This window comes from Magnetococcales bacterium (assembly GCA_015228815.1).
In the GTDB taxonomy this organism is placed as follows: Bacteria; Pseudomonadota; Magnetococcia; order Magnetococcales; family UBA8363; genus UBA8363.
The window spans coordinates 50,557-69,616 of sequence record JADGCV010000006.1; the positions used below are offsets into that span (position 1 = coordinate 50,557).

16 protein-coding genes and 1 tRNA gene are annotated in these 19,060 nt (G+C 57.1%); 9 read left to right on the top strand and 8 right to left on the bottom strand.

Annotation, left to right across the window (positions count from 1 at the left end; all coding sequences use genetic code 11):
* Positions 1-107 precede the first annotated feature (107 nt).
* Positions 108-5,294, top strand: coding sequence for an AAA family ATPase (locus HQL76_03745; GenBank protein MBF0108271.1), 5,187 nt, complete (start codon positions 108-110; stop codon positions 5,292-5,294).
* Entirely contained in the window at positions 5,291-5,929 is a 639-nt protein-coding gene (locus tag HQL76_03750; GenBank protein ID MBF0108272.1) for a response regulator transcription factor, read from the top strand. Before HQL76_03745 ends, HQL76_03750 begins: the two co-directional genes overlap by 4 nt.
* A gap of 72 nt (positions 5,930-6,001) precedes the next feature.
* On the opposite strand, the gene HQL76_03755 is transcribed toward HQL76_03750, so the two are convergent.
* Both HQL76_03755 and HQL76_03760 read right to left on the bottom strand, forming a co-directional pair.
* Positions 6,002-6,505, bottom strand: coding sequence for an NfeD family protein (locus tag HQL76_03755; GenBank protein ID MBF0108273.1), 504 nt, complete (start codon positions 6,503-6,505; stop codon positions 6,002-6,004).
* A 2-nt stretch (positions 6,506-6,507) separates the two neighbouring features.
* Positions 6,508-7,494, bottom strand: coding sequence for a paraslipin (locus HQL76_03760; GenBank protein MBF0108274.1), 987 nt, complete (start codon positions 7,492-7,494; stop codon positions 6,508-6,510).
* Between the two features lie 214 nt (positions 7,495-7,708).
* Here HQL76_03760 and HQL76_03765 point away from each other — a divergent pair, with 214 nt between their 5' ends.
* From HQL76_03765 to HQL76_03775, 3 genes are all read left to right on the top strand, one after another.
* Complete coding sequence (locus tag HQL76_03765) at positions 7,709-8,701, top strand: SDR family oxidoreductase (GenBank protein ID MBF0108275.1); 993 nt, start codon at positions 7,709-7,711, stop codon at positions 8,699-8,701.
* Between the two features lie 56 nt (positions 8,702-8,757).
* Positions 8,758-10,560: a BamA/TamA family outer membrane protein gene (locus HQL76_03770; protein MBF0108276.1), complete on the top strand. Its 1,803-nt coding sequence runs from the start codon at positions 8,758-8,760 to the stop codon at positions 10,558-10,560.
* Positions 10,561-10,698: 138 nt separating this feature from the next.
* Positions 10,699-11,214, top strand: coding sequence for a chemotaxis protein CheX (locus HQL76_03775; protein ID MBF0108277.1), 516 nt, complete (start codon positions 10,699-10,701; stop codon positions 11,212-11,214).
* A gap of 9 nt (positions 11,215-11,223) precedes the next feature.
* Here the strand turns inward: HQL76_03775 and HQL76_03780 are convergent, their stop codons facing one another.
* A complete protein-coding gene (locus HQL76_03780) occupies positions 11,224-12,027 on the bottom strand; it encodes an enoyl-CoA hydratase/isomerase family protein (GenBank protein MBF0108278.1) in 804 nt (267 codons plus the stop codon).
* A gap of 315 nt (positions 12,028-12,342) precedes the next feature.
* Between HQL76_03780 and trpE the strand changes: the two genes are divergently transcribed.
* The 4 genes from trpE to trpC are packed head-to-tail and all read left to right on the top strand — an operon-like array spanning position 12,343 to position 16,292.
* On the top strand, positions 12,343-13,833 hold the full coding sequence (trpE, locus tag HQL76_03785; protein ID MBF0108279.1) for an anthranilate synthase component I: 1,491 nt from the start codon (positions 12,343-12,345) through the stop codon (positions 13,831-13,833).
* 5 nt (positions 13,834-13,838) lie between these two features.
* Positions 13,839-14,432 (top strand): aminodeoxychorismate/anthranilate synthase component II, encoded by a 594-nt coding sequence (locus HQL76_03790; GenBank protein MBF0108280.1) that lies wholly within the window; start codon positions 13,839-13,841, stop codon positions 14,430-14,432.
* A complete protein-coding gene (gene trpD / locus HQL76_03795) occupies positions 14,429-15,457 on the top strand; it encodes an anthranilate phosphoribosyltransferase (protein ID MBF0108281.1) in 1,029 nt (342 codons plus the stop codon). The genes HQL76_03790 and trpD overlap by 4 nt, the downstream gene beginning before the upstream one ends.
* 10 nt (positions 15,458-15,467) lie before the next feature.
* Entirely contained in the window at positions 15,468-16,292 is an 825-nt protein-coding gene (trpC, locus tag HQL76_03800; GenBank protein MBF0108282.1) for an indole-3-glycerol phosphate synthase TrpC, read from the top strand.
* A gap of 35 nt (positions 16,293-16,327) precedes the next feature.
* On the opposite strand, the gene HQL76_03805 is transcribed toward trpC, so the two are convergent.
* The 5 genes from HQL76_03805 to HQL76_03825 all read right to left on the bottom strand — a co-directional run bounded on the left by HQL76_03805 (position 16,328) and on the right by HQL76_03825 (position 18,997).
* A complete protein-coding gene (locus HQL76_03805) occupies positions 16,328-16,600 on the bottom strand; it encodes a type II toxin-antitoxin system HicB family antitoxin (GenBank protein ID MBF0108283.1) in 273 nt (90 codons plus the stop codon).
* A gap of 4 nt (positions 16,601-16,604) precedes the next feature.
* Positions 16,605-16,832, bottom strand: coding sequence for a type II toxin-antitoxin system HicA family toxin (locus HQL76_03810; protein MBF0108284.1), 228 nt, complete (start codon positions 16,830-16,832; stop codon positions 16,605-16,607).
* 12 nt (positions 16,833-16,844) lie between these two features.
* Positions 16,845-17,048: a DUF1902 domain-containing protein gene (locus HQL76_03815; GenBank protein ID MBF0108285.1), complete on the bottom strand. Its 204-nt coding sequence runs from the start codon at positions 17,046-17,048 to the stop codon at positions 16,845-16,847.
* Positions 17,049-17,207: 159 nt separating this feature from the next.
* A tRNA-Met gene (locus tag HQL76_03820) sits at positions 17,208-17,284 on the bottom strand.
* A 243-nt stretch (positions 17,285-17,527) separates the two neighbouring features.
* Positions 17,528-18,997, bottom strand: coding sequence for a B12-binding domain-containing radical SAM protein (locus tag HQL76_03825; GenBank protein ID MBF0108286.1), 1,470 nt, complete (start codon positions 18,995-18,997; stop codon positions 17,528-17,530).
* Positions 18,998-19,060: the final 63 nt, after the last annotated feature.

A 19,060-nucleotide genomic window follows, 5' to 3' on the forward strand; every position in this document is an offset into this window, starting at 1 on the left:
ATCAGGAATATCCCGGTCGGGATCACCGTCCTTGGAGATCGGGGATGCCGGGCTGGAAAAACACCTGTTTCCTTTTGTGCGACACGTTTGATCTCGGGAGAACGAGCGTGGGGCTGGATGATCGATACGAAATCCGCGACTGCCTGCATGAGAGTCAGAAGTCGCGCATCTTTCGGGCGATCGAACCCGGCATGGCCGGGCGCCCGGTCATTCTGAAGATCATCAACGGACACTATCCATCGAAAAAAGAACTGGCCCGATTTCGGTTGGAATACGAGACGACCCGATCATTGGATCTTTCTGGCGTCATCAAGGTGTACCGGTTTGAACGCGAGGGAAACCTGCCGGTCATCGTCATGGAGGATTTTGGTGGAAGTTCACTGGACCGTCATCTGAAAGCGGGTCCCCTGGAACTTGGACACTTCCTCGATCTTGCCCTGAAGGTGGGCGCCACCCTCGGCGACATCCACAAACGCAAGGTGATCCACAAGGATATCAATCCCGCAAACATTGTCTGGAACCGGGAAAACGGCCTCATCCGCATCATCGATTTTGGCATCGCCACCCCCCTGGAGCACGAATCGACCGAACCCCTGCCTCCCGACCGGCTCGAAGGGACGCTCCCCTATCTGTCGCCCGAACAAACGGGCCGCACCAACCGTTCGGTCGATTATCGCAGCGATTGGTATGCCCTGGGGGCGACCTTTTTCGAACTTCTGGCCGGACACCCGCCGTTCACCGCCACCGATCCCCTGGAACTGGTCCATTGTCATGTTGCCCGGAATCCGCCCAGTCTGGAAACCTTGGCGATTCCAGGCCGCGAAGCCCCGGCCATTCCCTCCATGATATCGCGGATCATCCTGAAACTACTGGCCAAGGACCCCGAAGACAGATACCAGTCCGCGGCGGGTCTCATGGCCGATCTTGAGCGATGCCGCGGGCAATGGGAACAGACGGGCCGGATCGAACCCTTTGCCCTGGGAACGGCGGAAGTCCGGGATCGTTTCGCCATTCCGCAACACCTCTATGGCCGGGAAGAGGAGGTATCGCGGCTTCGGTTGTCCTTCGATGCGGTGTGCGCGGGAACGACGCGCCTGCTTCTGGTGGCTGGATATTCTGGAATCGGAAAATCGGCACTGGTCAAGGAACTGCATGGGCCGGTCACCAAACAACAGGGACTCTACGTCGCGGGTAAATTCGACCAGTACCAGCGCGATGTCCCCTTCTCCGCCATCATCAAGGCCCTGGGCCAGCTGATCCGGTGGATCCTGACCGAACCGGAGGAACGGATCGCCCTCTGGCGCCAACGGATTCTCGACGTGCTCCACGACAATGGCCAGGTGATCACCGCCGTCGTCCCCGAACTGGAATGGTTGCTCGGTCCCCAACCAACCCCGCCAAGACTCAACCCCCAGGAAGAGGAGAACCGTTTTTTCCATCTGGTGCAAAATTTCCTGTCGGTCCTGGCAGGGAGCCAACATCCCCTGGTCCTTTTCCTCGATGACATGCAATGGGCCGATATCGCCTCCTTCAGACTCATTCGACACATCCTGCGGGATGAAAAAGTCAAACACCTGTTGATGATCTGGGCCTACCGCGACAATGAAATCACCTCGGGACACCCCCTGCCGACCGAACTGGAGGCATTGGCGAAGGATGGAGTGGCGCTCGAACGTCTGACCCTCCGGCCCCTCGACCAAACTCATCTGATCCGGCTGGTTGCCGACACCCTGAACGCCGATCCCCGCAAAATCAATCCCCTGGCCGTGGTCTGTCACGAGAAAAGCGGTGGCAATCCCTTTTTCCTGCGTCAATTCCTGACCATCCTGCATCAACGGCAATTGATCCGGTTTCAGGAAACGGGTTGGCACTGGAACATCGAAGACATCCAAAACCTGGCCCTGACCGAAAACGTCGTCGATCTGATCCGCGGACGTCTGGAACGATTCGACCTGGAAACCCGCCGCATCCTGGGTCTGGCTTCCTGCATCGGCTCGGTCTTCGACCTGGACACCCTTTCGGCCATCGCCGGCACCGATTTTCAACGAACGATGACCGCCTTGTGGCCCGCCCTCGAAGGGGAAGTGATCGTGGCGGCGACCCGGGATTACCTCCTGGCCAGGTACCTGGAACAGGGCGAAATACACTTTCGCTTCAATCATGATCGTTTGCAGGAGGCCGTCCATGAAGCGATGGACGAAACCCTGCGCCAACACGCCCATCTGGCGGTGGGACGAACCTTGTGGGCCGATTGGTCGCCTCCGGGAACACAGGATGATGCGGTGTTCGACATCGTCACCCATTTGAATCAGGCCATCGCGCTGATCGAAAATCAAGAGGAACGCAACGATCTTGCCCGAATGAACCTTCTGGCCGGTCAACGTGCCGCTTCCTCCGCCGCTTTTCATTCTTCTTTTGGATTTCTGAAGACCGGTGTAACCCTGTTGGGACCGTCGGGATGGAATACAAACCGTGATCTTGTCTGGAACCTGCATTACGAGATGGTCCGTACCGCAGCCATGATGCCCGATTACGAAGCCATGGAGTTTTACTCAAACCATGCCCTGGCGCATGCCGGCCACGACATCGAACGAGGAGAAATACTGGAAATAAAAGTTCAATCCTATCAGGGACAGAATCGATTGCGGGAAAGCCTGTCCCTGGGGCTCGAATTGCTCGATTCCCTGGGGTTTTCCTTTCCTCGGGAACCCGATGCCCGACAGCTCGGACAAAGCCTTGAAGAAGGAATGTCGCTGACGAGCGACAGAACGATGGCACAATTGATCGATTTGCCCGAGATGACCGATCCACGATTACGACTGGCTTTGCGGATTGTGGCTTTTCTGGTGCCGGTCGTGGTCTTGACGCGCCCGACATTGCTGCCGTTCATGATTGTTCGAACCATGAAGGAGACGTTCCGTTCGGGTCTGGCCCCGCCCTCGCCCGTGTTGTGTGCCGGGCAGGCCGTCCTCCTGTGCGGATTCATGGACCAGTACGATCTGGCCTACCGGATGGCCAAAACCGCGATCCTGCTCGCTGGCAGACCCGAATCACGACCCCATCGGGCCGAGGCCATGCAATATGCCAACCTTCTCATCCCCTGGAAGGAACACTTCAGAAACAGCCTGCCCATCTTCGACGAGGTGTTCGCCACGGCTTTGGAAACAGGACAGAACAATGCGGCGGGATTCTCATGTGAAGGCTGGTCCTGTACCGCCATTTTCCTTGGGTTTCCTTTGGAAGAGGTCGAACGCAAAATCGCCGATCGAATCGTCATCCTGCGCCGGATGGGACAATATCAATCTTTGGAGATGATGGGCAACCTCCATCAGATGGTCTTGAATCTTCTCGGTCGGTCGAAACAACCCCACCAAATCGACGGTCCTGCCTGTAACGGTACGGCAGCCTTGTTACGTCAGAAGGAACTCGAAAATGGACAGGTCCTCTTCAATCTTCTGTTCAACCAATTATATCTTTACTACTTTTTCCGCTTCCATGAAGAGGCCCTGGCGACATCATTGGAAGCAGCCCGCTATAAAGACAGCATGGCCGGCATCGCACTCTACGGGGTCTATTGTTTCATCGATTCCCTGAACTGTCTGGCGTGTTCCGGAAACGCCCCATCCGACCATCGCCAGGAACTCCTCGACAAGGTGGCCGCCAATCAACGCCTGATGGACCATTGGGCCAACCACGCCCCCATGAACTTTCGCCACAAGTTTCACCTGGTGGAAGCGGAAACGTACCGTGTGCGGAACATTCCCCAGGCCGCCCTGGGACATTACGACCGGGCGATCGCGTTGGCGCGGGAGCATGGTTTTCCATCCGAGGAAGGGTTGGCCCTGGAGTTGGCGGGCCGGTTTTGTCATGAGCAGGGATGGCGTGTCCCGGCGGGACATTATCTTCGGGACGCAATCCATGCCTACCATCGCTGGGGGGCCGAGGCCAAGGTTACGGATGTCAAAAAATCTTTCCCCGGTTATCTTTTCCCCGCCGAACCGGCCATCTCTTCCGCCTTTACCTCGATTTTGACCAAACAAAGCACGATCGAGGATTCGACCGCGGTGTTGGACCTGGGAAGCATCATACGCGCCTCCCAGATCATCTTTCGCGGGTCGGACATGCCGGGACTCCTGGCGGACCTGATGCGCCTGGCCCTGGAAAACGGTGGCGCCGAACGGGGCTGCCTGATCCTGAGAGAGGATGGATGCGCAACACTCGAGGTCGAGGCCTGGGTGGAACCCGAGCGTATCGAATTATGGAACGCCTCCCCTCTGGGCGATGGCGCCGACAAGGAACCTCGTGTCCCCCTGGAAATCATCAATCTGACCCTGCATACACCCGAGTCGCTCCTGTTGGACGATGCCCTCGGGGATGACCGGTTTTCCCGGACCTTCTATGTCCAACGGCGGAAACCCCGGTCGATCCTGTGCGTGCCTCTGGTCCATTCGGGACAGGTTTTGGGGGTGATCTATCTGGAAAACAATCTGATTCAGGGGGCGTTCCCGCCGCAACGCAGTGAAATGATGCGCCTCCTCGGCACCCTGGCCGCCATTTCCATCGCCTCGGTCCGCCATACGACCCGATTGGTGGCGGCACGGGAATCCCTGGCCCGTTCCAACCTGAGAATCAGAGAACTGGCCGCCCACCAGGAGGATGTCCGGGAAAACGAGCAGCGACGGATCGCCGGTGAAATTCATGATGAACTGGGCAGCGCCCTGACCCGTCTTGGCATGGACATCACCTGGTTGATCGGTCATCCCCCGAAAGGCCCGGATGAACTGGCACGACAACTGGATGGACTCAAGGATTTGACCGGTTCGATCCACACCACGGTTCGCCGTATCTCCCATGCCATGAGGCCGGCGGTTCTGGATCAGTTCGGGTTGTTGCCCGCCCTCGAATGGCTGGCGACCGGGACAGGAAACAGGGATGATTTCAAAATCCATATCCGCGAGGATTCCCAGGAAGTCCTCCTGGATGACGCACGCCGCACTGCCCTGTTTCGCATCGCCCAGGAGGCGATCACCAACGCCATCCGTCATTCCGCGGCGCAACATCTGACCATCGCCCTCAACCTTGCCGCCACCGCGGTCGTCATGACCCTTGAGGATGATGGCCACGGCATCCCCCCCGACCGACTGGCCGATGGGGGGGGATTCGGTCTTCGCGGCATGAAGGAACGGGCGCGGCGTTTTGACGGACGGGTCGAAATCGAGGCCATCCCTTCGGGAGGGACCCGAGTTCGGGCCACACTACCCCGACTCCCTTCGGACCTGGTGGAGGAACAATGATTCGCCTGTTCATTGTCGATGATCATGCCATCATGAGAGATGGTCTCAAACGCATCCTCTCCGAGGACCCCAACATGATGGTCGTCGGCGAGGCGGACAACGGCGCGAATGCCTTGATCCTGCTCCGACAAACGGAATGGGATATCTTGTTGCTGGATGTTTCCATGCCGGGGATGAACGGGTTGGAGGTGTTGCGTGCCGTCCGGACGGAGCATCCCCAGGGAAAGGTCCTTATCCTGACGCAACACAGCGATCGTCTTCTGGCCAAACGTTATTTCAAGGCGGGGGCGTTGGGATTCATCACCAAGGTCAAGGCGGCGGAGGTCCTCCTCAGAGGAATCCGCAAGGTGGCCTGGGGCGGACGGTTTTTCAGTTCCGACATTGCCGAACAACTGGTCGGTGAAACGTTGAACGGCGCGCGTGAAATCCTGCCCCACGAAACCCTGACCGACCGTGAATATGGCATCATGTGCCGTCTGGTCTCGGGAATCCCCCTGAAGGTCATCGCCCATGATCTTTCCATCAGTATCAGCAGCGTCAGCACCTACCGCAATCGCATTCTGACCAAGATCCAGGTGGCCAACAATGCGGAACTCATCCAATATGCCATCGAAAACGGCTTGCTCAACAAATAGTCGCCCCGACCCGTCTTCTGTTTTCAATCTCATCCGTTGGTCGCGTAGACCGGATGAAGAATGTGGTCGCGCTCATGGGCGCAGGCTGTTCCCGCTCCCCTCGGCAGGGCGCACCCGCAAAATTCCCGCATCCAGTGAAACGACCTCGACCATGGTTTCCCGTCGAATGGTTTCGACTCCCGATGCAGGGTCCAATACCACCGTCCAATCGACCCCGGAATAGCGTTCCATGGCGCTCTGTCCGACCGAAAGATCCTGTCGCAACAAAAAACGCAAGCCAACCAGGTCGCTGACGGGCGGAGGCGGAACGGATGGGCGTTTGACCCGGATCAATATCTTCCAGAACAACAGCGCCGCAATGATGGAAATGGTCGCAAAGGTGGCCATCGACGGCGTGGGCGCGCCATCGAGCAGACCGGTGAAAATCAACAGTCCCGTCCCGACCGCCCCAATCCCGGCAAACAAAAGCATTCCGGTGGCAAATCCAAAAACACCCGCCTCGATGCCCAAAAGGGTAAAACCAATCGTAAACCAAATGGCCTCGCGGTGCAGATCGAAATAGGAAACCAGATCCATGACTATTCCTTGCAACCCTCGGAAAGACCCGGTCCATGCCGCATGGCGCCGCTTTGATTGATCGCCGCCAACATGGCCATCGCCTCGGCGACCGTATGCGCCGCCGATGTGCTTTGGGAATCCAGAAGAACGACCGAACTGTGTCGTGCGATCGCCTCACGGGCTTGAATGGCTTTCGCCGCCAGTTCGAACTGCACCGCCTTCTGCCCCTCGGATGAAGCGGCAGCGTCACCGACCATCTTCAACGCCCGCGCCTTGGCCTCGGCGACCGTGGTGATCGCCAGGGCTTCGCCCTCGGCACGCAAAATCGCCTGTGCCCGATCCGCCTCGGCGGCCAAAACCTTCGACTTCTTCTCCCCTTCGGCATTGTTGATGGCCGAATCGCGCAACCCCTCCGACTCCAATATGGCCGCCCGTTTTTCCCGTTCCGCCTTCATCTGCCGTTCCATCGCCTCAAGGACCGTCTTCGGTGGTTTGATGTCCTTGATCTCATAGCGCAACACCTGAATCCCCCAGGGCAGCGACGCCTCGTTGATGGCACTGACAATGTTGGCATTGAGGGCAATCCGTTCCTCGAAAGTCTTGTCGAGTTCCAATTTTCCAATCTCGGAACGCATCGTCGTTTGCGCCAACTGGGCCACGGCAAAGGTGAAGTCTTCAATGCCATAGGAAGCCTTGTATGGGTCGATGACCTTGGTGTACAAAATTCCATCCACCTCCAGCGAAATATTATCCTTGGTGATGGCCGACTGGCTCGGAACATCGACCGCCATCTCCTTCAGGGTCTGATCGTAAGCCACCTTGTCGATGAACGGAACCAAAAAGTTGATCCCCGCCGTCAGGGTGGTATGGTATTTCCCGAAACGTTCGACGACAAATGCCCGGTTCTGCGGAACAAATTTCAGCCCACTTTTCAGAATGACCAGAACAAGAATGGCCAATCCGGTCCAAAAATTGAACACAAGGTCAAGCAACGCCTCTTCGGTCATTACATGTCTCCCGGTCGTGTGGATACGGAAACGATTTTCTTTTTACATTTACCATTTTCCCTGAATTGAATCGATCTTTTTCCTGGATGTGCCCGGGAACCGGTCCGGTTTTTCGTTTGACAGCGGTCGGACAGAATGAAAAAATTCGTCGGCCAGGGGACATTCAAACCTCGGTTACCCATTTGAACGATGATATGATGCACGGTCGGCATGGATGCAGTCACAATCGAAAAGCGGAGGCGAAAAACCTTTGAAAACCTGGACACGAAAACGGGTGGTGGTCACGGGCGGGGCCGGCTTTCTGGGATCGCATCTGTGCGAACGTCTCCTGGCCGAAGGAAACGATGTCCTCTGCGTGGACAATCTGTTTTCCGGCAATCGGGACAACATCATCCATCTTCTGGGACATCCCGGTTTCGAGTTTATCCGCCACGACATCACCTTTCCCCTGTATCTTGAGGTGGACGAAATCTACAACCTGGCCTGCCCCGCCTCTCCCATCCATTACCAGCACGATCCGGTCCAGACCACCAAAACCAATGTCCATGGGGCCATCAACATGCTGGGATTGGCCAAACGGGTCCGGGCGCGCATCCTTCAGGCATCCACCAGCGAGGTCTATGGCGACCCCGAACAACATCCCCAAAAGGAAGACTATTGGGGACACGTCAATCCCATCGGCCTGCGGGCGTGCTACGACGAAGGAAAAAGGTGCGCCGAAACCCTGTTCTTCGATTATTACCGCCAGCACGGACTGTCCATCAAGGTGGTCCGCATCTTCAATACCTACGGCCCCCGCATGCATCCCAACGATGGACGGGTCGTGTCCAACTTTATCGTCCAGGCACTGAACAATGAACCCATCACCCTCTATGGCGATGGCTCGCAAACACGCTCGTTCTGTTTCGTCGATGATCTGATCGACGGCATGGTGGCCTTCATGAAAACCCCTGATCGGATTCCAGGTCCCGTGAATCTGGGCAACGACCATGAATTCACCATTCTCGAACTGGCCCAAAAGGTGATCGCCTTGACCGGTTCCTCCTCGCCGTTGGTCATGAAACCTCTTCCCTCCGACGACCCCAGGCAACGGCGTCCCGATCTGACCCGCGCCCGGGAATATCTGGAATGGGAGCCCCGTATTTCATTGGATGATGGCTTGATCGCCACCATCGATTATTTTAAAAGTTTGTTCCGGAAAGCATAATCCGAAGAGGTGGCATGGTGTCATCCCCGCATGGCCCGCATGAATGGATGCTGCCGATGGGCCATCGTCCCGTTGCATGGGGACGTGTTGGTCGGTGGCTGCTCCTGATCGCATTGCTTTCGGCGAAAGCGGCATGGGCCGTGGACGAACCGCTTTCCTATGAGGTGGCGTTTCGTGGCGTGGAAGGATCGCTGCTTTCGTTGCTGCAATCGGTCTCTTCTTCGGTCCGGTTGCAGGATCGCCCCCCTGCGAATCCATCATCGCTGCGGCGCCGGGCCATGGACGATCACGAAAAAATGGTGCAGGCCCTTCAATCCAGGGGATGGTTCGATGCCCGTGTGGACGTCCTTCTTCCCGACGAAAGGCCGGTCCGGACCATCCTCTTCGTTGTCGATACGGGACAACTCTATCATTTGGCCCCCCCCGGATTGCGGATCAAGCCGGTGCATGACCGATTGGGGGCAATCACCGCGGAAAGCCTGGGATTGCGCGAAGGGGCACCCGCCGAATCCGCCGTTGTCTTTTCGGCGCGGGAGGCGTTGCTGGCTCGTGTCCGTCAGTTGGGGTTTCCCCACGCCTCGCTCGGAGATCATGGACACGATCTGGATCGCGCCGCCCGTCTGTTGCATGTCGTCCTCGACCTCGACGCAGGCCCCCTGGTCCGCCTGGGACCGGTCCGGTTCTCGGGAGATGAAGGTCTGGATGCAACATTTCTGGCGCGGCATTTGTCATGGCGCCCGGGTGCGGTCTACCATCCCATGCGACTGGAACGGGCGCAGCGCACCCTCATGGGTACGGGACTGTTCTCCGCGGTGGCGGTGGAACTGGGGGCGGCCCCGCCCGAGGGCGAACTGTGGCCGGTCGATGTACGTCTGACACAGCGAAAACACAGGACCGTCTCCACCGGCGCCGGCTACAGCACCGACAAGGGAATCAACCTGAAAGGGGCCTGGGAACACCGCAATGCCTTTCAGGTCGGACAGCGCATCAAGGTAAAAACCGAGTTGGGAACCGAAGCGCAATCGGTGTTCCTGTCCCACGAAACCCCATCATTCATCAGTTCACAGCAAAAATTGACCCTTTCCGCTCAATCGGAACGCACACTCGAAGATGCCTTCGTCAGCCAGTCCATCCAGCTCGGCGCCAATCTGTTGCGCCCGGTGTTTCCTCCGGGGGGAGAGGCCAGCGTCGGCGTGGAATGGCGCATTGCCGATGTCATGGAAAAAAGTGGCGGTGGCGTCCGTTCTTCCTTTGCCACCACCGCCATTCCCATGGTGTTCAAACTTGATCGCAGCGATGATCTTCTGGATCCACGCAACGGATGGCGTTGGGCCTCGGAACTCAAACCGGTGCTGTCTCTTTCCGCCGCTGGCGAACCACATGCCCGGTTTGTCCAACGGGGCAGTTGGTATCACACCCTTTCCTCGGCGTCGCCAACCGTATTGGCTTTGCGGGGCGAAGCAGGCACGGTGATGGGGGCAAGCCATGGGGACCTTGCGGCGGATCAACGTCTTTATGCCGGGGGAAGCGGCACGTTGCGGGGGGTTGGTTATCAGTTGGCGGGACCGTTGGATGGAGAACACAAGCCGATCGGTGGCCGGTCCCTTCTGGCCCTGGGAACGGAGGTTCGCTGGTTGGCGACAGATCAGGTGGGGCTGGTCGGATTCCTGGATGCGGCGCGGAGTTACCTGGGACAGACCCCCGATGTGGGGGAAGGACTGTTGTCGGGCGCGGGAATGGGCGTCCGCTATTTGACTCCGGTTGGACCTCTGCGGTTTGATCTGGCCTTTCCCCTGCGACGCAGGGAAGAGGTGGACGATCCTTTTCAGGTCTACGTCAGCATTGGGCAGGCCTTTTAGTCATGCATCGCGCACGGATCCGTCACCGTCCCCGGAGCATTCCGACGGGAAAACGCTTGCCATGATGCGCCGTTGGAGGTATGAATACCCGTTAGTTGCCATTAACGTGATTTCCGCGGCTGATTGGGGATAAAGCCCATGAAAAAGTTTCAGATGGAATTGGCTGGACTTATCGTCGAATCGGTTCAGGAGATTTTTTCCGCCTATCTGTTCATCGAAGCAACCCCCGGCCCTGTGAAAACCAGCGTCCCTGGCGAAATCTACATCCCGCCAAAGACCGAAGTCCTGGCCATGGTCAGCTATCATGGCGCCTTCGATGGCGGGATGCATCTGGCCTCTCCCGAATATGTGGCGTGCAAACTTTCCGGCGCCTTCGCCGGAGTGGAACTGGAAACCATGAACGCCGAAGGGTGTGACGCCTTCGGGGAACTGGCCAATCTGATCGCGGGCGGGGTACAGACCCGTCTGATGGAACATCACGGCTTCGCGGAAATCACCCTGACCCCGCCAACCGTCTCGACCCAGGGACAAATCAACGGCATCTACCGGGAAGACCTGTCGAGCGTCCAGCAATACTTCAAGTTTGCCGGCGGATTGATGTTCGCCGAATGTTTTTTCATTCCACGCCTTGCCGAAATGCACCCCAATCCGTGAACTTGAAGATCATGACGGATCGCCTTCACGTTTGCCACCGCTGTTTCTGAAGCGAGGTTGACGTTTTTCCTTGAACGCGGCGACCCCCTCGCGAGACTCGGCGGTTTGATAGAAAAGCGAAACGGCATGCAGTCCCAGTTGGGACAAACCGGCCAGGTGTTGCGTGTCGGCATTGAAGGAACTCTTGGCCAAGGCCAGGGCGGTTGGCGAAAGGGCGAGGATCTCCGCACACCATCGCGCCACTTCCTCGTCCAGGCGGTCCTCGGCAACGACACGATTGACCATGCCCATTTCCATTGCCTCGGTGGCGCTGTAGCGGCGACAGAGAAACCACATTTCCCGGGCTTTTTTCTCCCCGAGAACACGCGCCATGAACGCCGTGCCGAAACCAGGATCCACCGACCCGACCCGGGGTCCGACCTGTCCGAAGACCGCCCCCTCGGAGGCGATGGTCAGATCACACAGCAAAGCAAGCACATTACCGCCTCCGATGGCAAAACCACGCACCTTGGCAATGACCGGCTTGGGTACGGCGCGAATGATCCCCTGCAACGCTTCCAAAGGCAAGCCGATAATCCCCCGGCCATCGTAGGACCCGCTGTGGGCCGATTGATCGCCACCGGTACAAAAAGCCTTGTCTCCAACCCCGGTCAGCACAATGACGCCAATATCCCGATTCCAGCCCGCGCGATCGAAGGCATGGATCATTTCCTCGCACGTCCGGGCGCGAAAGGCGTTGAGGCTTCCAGGCCGGTTGATGGCGATTGTGGCGACCCCTTCCGACTCGTGATAAAGAATATCCTGATAATCCATCGCGATTGATCCTCAAGTCCGGTTTGATTCAACCTTTCCAACAGCCCCATCCCTCGGTATATAAAGAGTCTCAAGGACCGGACACTCCGGTTGCCCGCAAGACCGTCGTGTTTCCGGCCTTGTGTCGCTCGCCGGTTGACGCCTCCGGCTGAAGTCTGGTAGCGACATCATACCCGGATCGGGCCGGAAAAAACACGCGCCGAAACACAATCGGCGCATAAGGGATGTTGCATTTTCGAAACAGGGGCTTACCATCACGAGACGTTCATACCGACATCAGCGCATCCCGAGGCAAAACATGTTATCCTGGCAGCCATGATCCAACCATCCTTCGACTCCTTCCTGCGTCTGAGCGCCCAAGGCAACGTGGTTCCCATCTATCGGGAAATCCTGGCCGATCTCGACACCCCGGTATCCGCCTTCATCAAGGTGGCGGGCGATGCCAGCTATTCCTTTCTTTTCGAGTCGGTGCTCGGGGGAGAGAAATGGGGACGGTACAGTTTTCTGGGACTCGATCCGGCGGCGATCTTCCTGGCCTTTCCCAACCGGGTGGAAATTCGCTGGCGCAACCGGCCCAAGGAGGTATTCACCTCGGGTCAGCCGGTGCGCATTCTCGAATCGCTGATGCGCCGGTTCACCCCTGTCGAGGTTCCCGGTCTGCCCCGTTTCCATGGCGGGGCCGTCGGGTATTTTGGATACGACATGATCCGTTCCTTCGAACGGGTCCCCGACAACAACCCCGATACCCTGGGGACTCCGGACGCCATTTTCATGTTGTCGGACATGGTCATTCTTTTCGACAATCTGGCGGGAAGGATCAAGGTGGTCGTCAATCTGTTCATCGACCCCCGCGACGATATCGTCACGCTTTACGCCGATGCCGTGACCCGCATCAACCAAATGGTCACCAACCTGCGCAATGCCCCATCGCGACCGAAGCCCACTGCCCGAGGCCCGCGGATTCACGAAGATGCGTTTCGTCATGAAATGTCCAAATCCACCTTCGAGGCGGCGGTCGAAAAGGCCAAGGAATACATTCGCGCCGGCGACATTTTTCAGGTCGTCCTGTCGCAAAGGCTTTCCATCCCCTTTGCCCATTCTCCCTTGTCGCTCTACCGGGCGTTACGGGCGACCAATCCATCGCCCTACATGTTTCTCCTGAATTTTGGCGACTTTTCCCTGGTCGGCTCCAGTCCCGAGATTCTTGTCCGGCAGGAGGGAACGACCGTCACCGTGCGTCCCATCGCCGGAACCCGGCGCCGTGGTGAAAACGAAGACCGTGATCTGGTCCTGGAACAGGAACTCCTCGCTGATCCCAAGGAACTGGCGGAACATATCATGCTTGTCGATCTGGGACGCAACGATCTGGGACGGGTCGCGGTCCATGGATCGGTCCGGGTCACGGAACGTCTGGTCATCGAACGATATTCCCAGGTCATGCACATCGTGTCCAATGTCGAAGCGACCCTGAAACCGGGATTGACCCCATTCGATGTCGTCGCGGCCACTTTTCCGGCGGGCACGGTCAGTGGCGCCCCGAAAATCAGGGCCATGGAGATTATCGACGAACTGGAAGTGTCACGCCGGGGGCCCTACGCGGGAACGGTCGGATACGTGTCCTTCTCCGGCAACATGGATCTGGCCATCACCATTCGCACCGCCATCATCAAGAACGGGACCCTTCATGTCCAGGCAGGGGCGGGCATCGTCGCCGACTCCATACCGGAACGGGAATACGAGGAAACACGCGAAAAGGCCCGAGCCATTTTTCGCGCCGTCGATATGGTTCAACAGGGACTGGAGTGACCGGCATGCTCCTGATGATCGACAATTACGATTCCTTCACCTACAACCTGGTTCAATATTTCGGCGAACTCGGATCGGAAGTCCTGGTCAAGCGCAATGACGAAATCACGGTCGAGGACGTGATCCGTCTTGCCCCCAGTCACATCGTCATCTCCCCCGGACCTGGCAATCCCGATCAGGCGGGGATCACCCTGGAACTCATTCGCCGGTTGTCGGGCATGATTCCGATTCTCGGTGTCTGTCTGGGTCATCAGGCGATGGGACAGGTCTTTGGCGGTCGGGTAGTGCGTGCGCCGACACTCATGCACGGGAAGACCTCGCGCATCTACCATGAAGCCACCGATCTGTTCCTGAATCTCCCCTCGCCGTTCAACGCCACCCGTTATCATTCACTCATCGTCGAGAAAACGACTTTTCCCGAATGTCTGGACATCACCGCCTGGACCGACGATGGTTTGATCATGGGGTTGCGGCACAAAACCATGCCGGTCCATGGCGTTCAGTTTCATCCCGAATCGATCCTGACCGAGCACGGGCATGCCTTGTTGAAAAACTTTCTCGATACGTCCCAAGGATTTGAAGGACGGCCCAGATCATGAACATGCACCTGGCGATTTCGCGTCTGATCGAACGACACAATCTGTCTCAGGAAGAGGCGCGGCAGGTCATGGAACGGATCATGGCGGGCGAGGCGACCTCGGCCCAGATCGCCGCTTTTGCCGTCGCGCTGCGGATGAAGGGAGAAACGGTCGATGAACTTGCGGGCGCGGCCCAGGCGATGCGTGAAAAGGCAACCCGGGTGACGACCGCGGCAACCCCGTTGATCGATACCTGCGGCACCGGCGGCGATGGCCGGGGAACCTTCAACATTTCCACGACCGCCGCTTTTGTCGTGGCTGCCTGTGGTGTCACGGTCGCCAAACATGGCAACAGTTCCATTTCCTCCAAATGCGGGTCGGCGGATCTGCTTCGCGCCCTGGGGGTTGGCATCGAGGTGTCTCCCGCCACGGTAGCGCGTTGCCTGGAGGGTGCGGGGATTGGTTTTCTGTTCGCCCCGCGCCATCATGGGGCCATGAAGCATGCGGCGCAACCGCGGAAGGAGTTGGGAGTTCGCACCCTGTTCAATCTTCTGGGGCCCCTGACCAATCCCGCTTCCGCCACCTGCCAACTGATGGGTGTGTTCGATGGACGATGGACGGAACCGCTCGCTCATGTTCTGGGCCGTTTGGGCGTGCGGCGCGCCCTGGTGGTTCACGGGCTGGACGGTCTGGATGAACTGACCACGACTGCCGGCAACATTGTCTCGGAACTCAGGAGGGATGGCACGGTGGAAACCCGGACGGTCGAACCCGAGGAGTGGGGCCTCGCCCGGGCTTCCCTCGAAGCGTTGTCGGGAGGCGATGTCGCCGAAAACGTGACCATTACCCGGGAGATCCTTTCCGGAACCCGCGGTCCCAGACGGGACATCGTGGTACTCAACGCAGGCGCAGCCCTGTATGTCGCCGATGCCGCCGTGGACATCGTCTCCGGCATGGAACGGGCAGCCCAGGCCATCGACAGTGGCGAGGCATCGCGAAAATTGAATCTTCTCATTTCGCTGACCGGGACAAAACACGGACAATAACGAGGAAGACATGAACACCCGTGGCAGCGTTCTCGACCGCATCATGGCCACCAAACGCGACGAAGTGGCCCGCAGCCGGGCTGCGATCTCCGAAGAGGAACTGCTGCGACGCATTTCCGATCTGGAAGCGGTGCGGGGATTTTCCTCGACCCTCCAAAACGCGATGAATCGGCAGCATGGGGCCATCATCGCGGAAATCAAGCGGGCATCGCCATCGAAAGGGACAATCTTTCCCGAGAATTTGGCCCCCTTCGATCCGGCATCCATTGGAAAAGGATACCAGGATCATGGCGCCGCCTGTCTTTCCTGCCTGACCGACAGGGATTATTTTCGTGGATCGGATGAATTTCTTCCTCTATTGCGTCAACAGGTGCCTCTTCCGGTGTTACGCAAGGATTTTCTGTACGATCCCTATCAGGTCGTGCAATCGCGCGCCCTGGGCGCCGATGCCATTTTGCTGATCATGGCCGTCTTGTCACCTGCCCAGGCATTGGAACTGGAAGCGGCAGCCCTGGAGGTCGGTCTGGATGTCCTGGTTGAAATTCATGATGAAACGGAACTGGAAGCGGCCCATGATCTTGCATCGCCGCTCATTGGCATCAACAACCGCAACCTGAAATCGTTTGAAACCTCTTTGGATCGATGCCTGGAGCTGGCGCACAGAATCGAACCCGGTCGCATCGTGGTTGCCGAAAGTGGCATCGCGACCGGTCAGGACCTGGCGCGATTGCTGGCCAACGGCATTCGCGCCTTTCTTATCGGCACGGCCTTCATGCACCATCCCGACCCTGGGGCGGCCCTGGGGCGGCTGGTAGCGGATGTTTGTACTCACTGAATTTGGCCATTCTATGTGAGACATGGGCCAGGGTATCAAAAAGAAGGCAATTGTCGAATTCCATCCGAGGCGGAACAGAATTGGCCGCTGTATTTCTTACGGTTGGGTGCAACCGGTATTTGCTCACCGTTGGCTATAAAGCTCTCCTTGGCAAGTTTCCACGCTGCATCCAGTTCGGCAATAGCATTTTCTGGAGAGTCGCCAAACGCGGAGATGGTCGGCATCTCGACAAGACGGGCGATCCAATCACCATCGGCATCTTCCCAGGTTTCCAAGCTATAGCCGTCAAACCTGTCTTTGTTGTTCATGGCATCATTCCTCAATTAATTTAAGGGCCTGCCTGACCTGATAACCTTTTGCCATTCCGTCACGATTTTGGACAGAAATACGTTGGCCTTTGGGTGCGATAAAAATCATGTGGCTTCCTGATTGTCGGTCGAGGCGAAAGCCGAGGCCATTGAGCAAAGTCTCGAAGTCGCGGAATGAGACTCCGTCAGAGTTTCGTTTTGCCAAAACAAGTATCTTATCGATTTTTCTCATGCTGGTACTATATCAGGCGAAGGATTCCTGGTCATTCATCCGTAACAAATCTGGAATCATTGATTCGATTCTTGCTGATAGATCTTCCATCGTTGCCGCCTCGGTGACCAACCCTGGAATATCAGAATCCTCGACATACCAGACATTGGCCTCGGAATCCCATACAGCTCTAATCTTGAACGCTCCTGAAGAACGGTGTTTCCGTTTTCGGCTCATTGCTTAGGACTTCCCGTTCAGTCGTTATTGCATCGCCCGGTGAAAAATTTCAGCATGCCCAATTTTGACACCAAACGACGGAAACTGTCACCAGGAATTCTTCAGGCCCCTGACTCGCTTGGACGCCAAATCCAAAATTATGTAAGTATTTGTTTTATTTGGTAGCGGGGGGGGGACTTGAACCCCCGACACACGGATTATGAATCCGTTGCTCTGACCAACTGAGCTACCCCGCCCTGGGGAGGACCTGTCATCATCCGGTCCTGTTTGAATGGTATTTTCGGAAAAACGTCCCCAAGGAAACCCGCACCGGAACGTTTTTTCGAAGCCGCTGATTTTCGTGGGAAGTGGGTTCGTTGTCAACCCCTTCAAACACCGTTCGCTTCAATTTTCGGTCTGCCCCCCGTCAACCCCGGTTTGGCACCCCCTTCGCTGATCCGCCAGACTTCATCCCTTCCGGTTCCATCTTCCCATTCCGGCTATTTTTCGGAGGGCTTGACCAGATAGAACTGAATCGCCCGTACCACACCCCGTGCAAGATGAACCACCCCCCTGGGACGAATTCCGGGAAATATTCTGGAACTCAGAATGTAGGCGATATAAATGGTTCCAAAAAAAGAATAAAACCGGGGAAGGTTGATGTAGGTCATACGTTTCAGGATGGGAACCAGAAACGCCGGCGCTCTGCAAATCAATGGACCAAGAAAACACAAATTGCGCTGGATCACTTTCTCCCGATCCGTGTAACTGTTGAGCATCGACGTGCCATACGGCGAAAGTTCCGAGAAATTGTATTCCTTGTCCAAAACCCCAAGACTCTGGGCATATTCGGTCAATTCAGTCCGTGGATAAGGGGCGAAAATCGTGAACTGATTGGTCGTGGCCTTCAGGGATCGCGCCATCATGACCGATTGAAAGTCCTCGTCCAACGTTGTTCCGGGAATGCCCAGAATGGTGTTCGAGGTGATGTGCAAACCATGTTTTCGGGCAATGGCAAATCCTTCCCGGACCTTCTCGTCGGACATTTCCCGTTTCAAGACCACATCCCGCAACCTTTCGTTTCCCGCCTCCAGTGACATGCCCACCGACCAACAACCTGCCTGCGCCAACAACGCAGCGACCCTCTCGGTGATGACATCGGCGCGGATCAGGCAATAGAAAGGGATGCCAATCTCCTTCGAATATCGTTCAGCGAATTCCACCAGCCAGGGATCGTCCCGTTTCCAGACAAAAGAATCATCCTGGAAACGAATAAAACGAACTTCTGGATATTCCTGGCATACATGCTTGATCTCCGACAACACGGATTCCACACTCCGGCGACGAAAAAGATTGCGCCCCTCACCCTTGAACATGTTGTTGTAAAGATGGTTGAAACAATAGGTGCATTTGAATGGACATCCCTTCTGCGTCATGAAGGAACGCATGCCCGAATGGATCAGCTCCGGATCGGTTTCAAAGAAAATCCGTCGATCCGGAAAAGGAAGGGAATCAAGGTCGTCCACGACCTCCTTGATCAGCGTGCGCTGGGTCGGTGTGATCAGGTTGGGAATGCCATCCAGACTCTTTCCCGAGGCAACCGCCTCGATGATTCTCAAGATGGCCCAATCGCCCTCGCCCTGACAGACGGCATCCAGACGCAGTTGATCCATCACCTCCGGAAAAAAAGTCGGATGCGCCCCGCCCATCACCCGAACAATCTTTTTTCCTGTACAGACCGACCATTCCCGAACCTTGACATCGTTATCGGCAAAAAATTGCGCATCCGGACTCATGGTGGAATAACCCACAATGTCGGGTTGAAATCCATCCAGGCTGGCCACGATGTCATGATTGTTCAAGGCCATCATGTGTACCGTATGTCCCGAACGCTTGCAGATGGCGCTCAAGGCCATGATTCCAAGGGGTTCCCCAAAACTGAGATCGGCGACGACAAATAACACTTTCATGGCAGACGGCCTGTTTTTCTTCGCAAGAAGGCGTTCATATTCGTTCAGACGGTATTCAGTCTG